Origin of the sequence: Streptomyces flavofungini, from assembly GCF_041028215.1 — a bacterium.
GTDB classification, from domain to species: Bacteria; Actinomycetota; Actinomycetes; order Streptomycetales; family Streptomycetaceae; genus Streptomyces; species Streptomyces flavofungini_B.
In genome coordinates, this window is the sequence record NZ_JASKYR010000568.1 from 1 (window position 1) to 4620 (window position 4620).

The 4620-nt window shown below is 72.2% G+C and carries 4 protein-coding genes; 2 read left to right on the plus strand and 2 right to left on the minus strand.

Annotated features, from left to right (window positions below; genetic code table 11):
* A partial coding sequence (locus AB8Z36_RS29820; RefSeq protein WP_369216501.1) for a response regulator transcription factor occupies positions 1–777 on the minus strand: 777 nt, incomplete at its 3' end.
* Positions 778–934: 157 nt separating this feature from the next.
* On the opposite strand from AB8Z36_RS29820, the gene AB8Z36_RS29825 reads away from it, so the two are divergent.
* Positions 935–2620, plus strand: coding sequence for an AMP-binding protein (locus AB8Z36_RS29825; RefSeq protein WP_369216498.1), 1686 nt, complete (start codon positions 935–937; stop codon positions 2618–2620).
* Positions 2617–4224 carry an AMP-binding protein gene (locus AB8Z36_RS29830; protein WP_369216499.1) on the plus strand — a complete coding sequence of 536 codons (1608 nt, stop codon included), beginning with the start codon at positions 2617–2619 and terminating at the stop codon, positions 4222–4224. Before AB8Z36_RS29825 ends, AB8Z36_RS29830 begins: the two co-directional genes overlap by 4 nt.
* A gap of 51 nt (positions 4225–4275) precedes the next feature.
* Here AB8Z36_RS29830 and AB8Z36_RS29835 read toward each other — a convergent pair.
* Positions 4276–4620 (minus strand): GNAT family N-acetyltransferase (locus AB8Z36_RS29835; protein WP_369216500.1); only part of this gene is annotated, 345 nt, incomplete at its 5' end.

Sequence of the window (4620 nt, forward strand, 5' to 3'; positions counted from 1 at the left end):
CGCCACCACCGCCTCCATCCGCGTGTGCGCGCCGAGCTTCCGCATGGCGGCGCGCAAGTAGCCCTTGACCGTTTCCGGCCGGAGGCCCAGCCGCTCCGCCGTCACCGCGTTCGTGACGCCCGCCGCCACGCACACCAGTACGTCCACCTCGCGCGGGGCCAGCCGGACCGCGTGGGGGCGGTCGGCGGGAGGGACCGCCGCCGATTCCAGGCGGCCGCAGACCGCGAGGAGTTCGGCCCGCAGCGCGGGGTCCACGATCCGCGGGGCAAGGCCGCGCAGCGCCCCGTGGGCCTCGCGGACCTGCTCCCAGGCCCCGGGGCCCGCGACCGGCTCCCGCGCCGCCGCCAGCAGGGACCGCACCTCGTCGCGGACCACCAGCGCCTGTTCGACGTCCCGCGCCGCCGCCACCGCCGCGGCCAGAGTGCGGTCGCCGAGCGGCTGGGCGGAGCGCAGCGCCCCGTACAGGACACCGCGCACCCGGCGGCGCACCACCACCGGCACCGCGAGCACCGACCGCAGGCCCTCCGCCTCGACCGCCGCGTCGTACTCGTGGCTGATGTGCCGCGAGACACTGTAGTCGGTGACGGCGCACGGCCGTGACAGGGCGACCGCCTTGCCGCCGAGGCCGTTGCCCGAGGAGACCGCGAGGCCGCACAGCGCCCGCGTCCCCGTACCGACCAGCTCCCCGATCCGCACGTGCCGCTGCCCTTCGAGCAGTCCGCCGAAGGCCACCGGGAGGCCCGTGCCGCGGCGCAGCCGCAGCAGAGCGGTCCGCATCTCCACCGTCTCGCCGCCGTCAGCCGCCACGCGCCCGCCCTTTCACCTCGCGACACCCCCGTTCGGGGGTGGTGAGACCCTCATCACGAATTACACGATGGCAGCCAGCGTTCAGCAATGAGTACGGCTGAAGCCACGTGACGAAGCAGGGGTGCGTATGACGACGACCGGAACCGGCGCCACGGAGCAGTTCCGTACCGCACGGGACTTCCTGCTGCGGCACCGGGAGGACTACGCCGCCGCCCACGAGGGCTTCGCCTGGCCGCGGCCCGAGCGCTTCAACTGGGCGCTCGACTGGTTCGACGTCATCGCGGACGGCAACGACAGGACCGCCCTGCACATCGTCGAGGAGGACGGCACGGAGGTCCGCCACTCCTTCGCGCACCTCGCCGCCCGTTCCAACCGGGCCGCGAACTGGCTGCGCGCGCAGGGTGTACGGGCCGGTGACCGCATCATCGTGATGCTCGGCAACCAGACCGAGCTCTGGGAGATCGCCCTCGCCGCGATGATGCTGCGTGCCGTCGTCATCCCGGCGACCCCGCTGCTCGGCCCCGCCGACCTCCGCGACCGCGTCGACCGCGGCCGGGCCCGCCACGTCGTCGTGCGCCCCGAGGACACGGCGAAGTTCGACGACGTGCCCGGCGACTACACCCGGATCGTGGTCGGCGGGGGAGATCCGGAGGGCTGGGTGCCGTACGGCGGTGCCGACGACGCCCCCGACACCTTCGAGCCCGACGGCGTCACCCGCGCCGACGACCCCCTGATGCTCTACTTCACCTCCGGCACCACCGCGCGCCCCAAACTCGTCGAGCACACCCATGTGTCGTATCCCGTGGGCCATCTGGCGACGATGTACTGGATCGGCCTCAAGCCCGGCGACGTCCACCTCAACATCTCCTCGCCGGGCTGGGCCAAGCACGCCTGGTCGAACCTGTTCGCGCCGTGGAACGCCGAGGCCACGGTGTTCATCCACAACTACTCCCGCTTCGACGCGGGGCGGCTCATGGCGGAGATGGACCGCGCAGGGGTGACCTCGTTCTGCGCGCCGCCGACCGTATGGCGCATGCTCATCCAGGCCGACCTGACCCAGCTCCGCACCCCGCCGCGCGAGGTCGTCGCCGCGGGCGAGCCGCTGAACCCCGAGGTCATCGAGCAGGTGCGGCGCGACTGGGGCGTCACCATCCGCGACGGCTTCGGGCAGACCGAGACGGCCGTACAGGTCGCCAACTCGCCGGGCCAGCCGCTGAAACCCGGCTCCATGGGCCGTCCGACGCCCGGCTACAGCGTCGTCCTCCTCGACCCGGTCACCGGTGAACCGGGCGCCGACGAGGGCGAGATCTCCCTCGACCTCGGTACCGACCCCGTCGGCCTCATGGCCGGGTACCACGGCGATCCCGAGCGCACCGCCGAGGCGATGGCGGGCGGCTACTACCGCACGGGCGACATCGGCGCGCGGGACGCCGAGGGCTACATCACCTACGTCGGCCGCAGCGACGACGTCTTCAAGGCCTCCGACTACAAGATCTCCCCGTTCGAGCTGGAAAGCGCGCTGCTCGAACACGAGGCGGTGGCCGAGGCCGCCGTGGTCCCCGCCCCGGACGCCGTGCGGCTCGCCGTCCCCAAGGCGTACGTGGTGCTCGCCGAGGGGTTCGAGCCCGGCCCCGGCACGGCCAAACTGCTCTTCGAGCACTCCCGGGCGACGCTCGCCCCGTACAAACGGCTGCGCCGCATCGAGTTCGGCGTCCTGCCCAAGACCGTGTCCGGCAAGATCCGCCGCATCGAACTGCGCGAGGCGACCGCCGCGGGCTCGGACGCGGAGTACCGCGAGGAGGACTTCCGATGAGCACGCTCTCGTACGCCCACGGCACCAGCCACACCCCCCTCCTCGGCGACACCATCGGCCGCAACCTCGACCGGGCCATCGCCTCCTGGCCGGACCGGGACGCCCTCGTGGACGTGTCGGCGGGCACCCGCTGGACGTACGCCGAGTTCGGCGAGGCCGTCGCACGGCTCGCGCGCGGGTTCCTCGGCCGCGGCGTCGCCAAGGGCGACCGGGTGGGGATCTGGGCGGTGAACTGCGCCGAGTGGGTGCTCGTGCAGTACGCCACCGCGCGGATCGGCGCGATCATGGTGAACATCAACCCGGCGTACCGGGCGCACGAGCTGGAGTTCGTGCTCAACCAGTCGGGGGTCTCGGTCCTCGTCGCCTCGCAGGCGCACAAGAGCAGCGACTACCGCGCGCTCGTGGAGGAGGTGCGGCCCCGCTGTCCCGGGCTGCGCGACGTCCACTACATCGGGGACGGCACATGGGACGCGCTGCTCGACGCCGCCGAAGCCGTCGCCCCGGACGAACTCGCTTCCCGCGAGGCCGAGTTGAGCTGCGACGACCCGGTCAACATCCAGTACACCTCGGGGACCACCGGCTTCCCCAAGGGGGCCACGCTCTCCCACCACAACATCCTCAACAACGGCTACTGGGTGGGTCGCACCGTCGGCTACACCGAGCAGGACCGGGTCTGTCTTCCCGTGCCCTTCTACCACTGCTTCGGCATGGTGATGGGCAACCTCGGCGCCACCTCCCACGGCGCGTGCGTCGTCATCCCGGCGCCGTCCTTCGACCCCGTCGCCACACTGCACGCCGTCGAACGGGAACGGTGCACCTCGCTGTACGGCGTGCCGACCATGTTCATCGCCGAACTGAACCTCGCCGACTTCGCCACGTACGACCTGAGCTCGCTGCGCACCGGGATCATGGCGGGCTCGCCCTGCCCCGTCGAGGTGATGAAGCGGGTGGTCGCCGAGATGCACATGGAGGAGGTCTCCATCTGCTACGGCATGACCGAGACCTCGCCCGTCTCCCTCCAGACCCGCCGCGACGACGACCTGGAGCGCCGCACCGGCACCGTCGGCCGGACCCTGCCGCACATCGAGGTGAAGATCGTCGACCCGGTGACCGGCGGCACCCTGCCGCGCGGCACCTCCGGCGAACTGTGCACCCGGGGCTACAGCGTCATGCTCGGCTACTGGGACGAGCCGGAACGGACCGCCGAGGTGATCGACGCGGGCCGCTGGATGCACACCGGTGACCTCGCGGTCATGCGCGATGACGGGTACGTCCAGATCGTCGGCCGCATCAAGGACATGATCATCAAGGGCGGCGAGAACGTGTACCCGCGCGAGATCGAGGAGTTCCTGTACGGCCACCCGAAGATCGCCGACGTCCAGGTGGTGGGCGTGCCCCACGAGCGGTACGGCGAGGTGCCGCTCGCCTGCGTCATCCTGCGGGAGCCCGGCGGGACGCTGACCCTGGAGGAGGTCCAGGACTTCTGCAAGGGGCGGCTCGCGCACTACAAGATCCCGGCCGCGCTGCGCCTCCTCGACTCCTTCCCGATGACGGTCTCGGGGAAGGTGCGCAAGGTCGAGCTGCGGGAGCGGTTCAGCGAGTGATCCCGGGCCCGCGACCGGTGGCTGGGCTCCGGCTCAGGCTCCGACTCTTGCTCAGGCTCCGGCTCCTCCGGCTCCGGCCGGCTCGCGGCGCATGCAGAGGCGCGGCCACCGGTCGAGGCCCAGCTCCGCCTCGTGGGCGCGGACGGCACGCAGGGCGGGGGTCAGTTCGGCTTCCGTGAGTGGGCGGAAGCCGATACGGGCGTAGTACGGGGCGTTCCAGGGGACGTCGGCGAACGTGGTGAGGGTGAGCGCGGCGCCGCCCTCGGCGCGGGCCCGTGCCGCGACGTGCTCGATGAGGGCACGGCCGACGCCTTGGCGGGCGGCGCGGGGGTGCACGGAGACCTGCTCGATGTGTTCGGCCCCGCGCTCCAGGGCCTGGCTGACGAGGTACGCGAC

Bases quoted from the DNA above. Each gene is read 5' to 3' on its own strand.
- AB8Z36_RS29825 (WP_369216498.1), top strand. From the start codon at position 935: ATGACGACGACCGGAACCGGCGCCACGGAGCAGTTCCGTACCGCACGG.
- AB8Z36_RS29830 (WP_369216499.1), top strand. From the start codon at position 2,617: ATGAGCACGCTCTCGTACGCCCACGGCACCAGCCACACCCCCCTCCTC.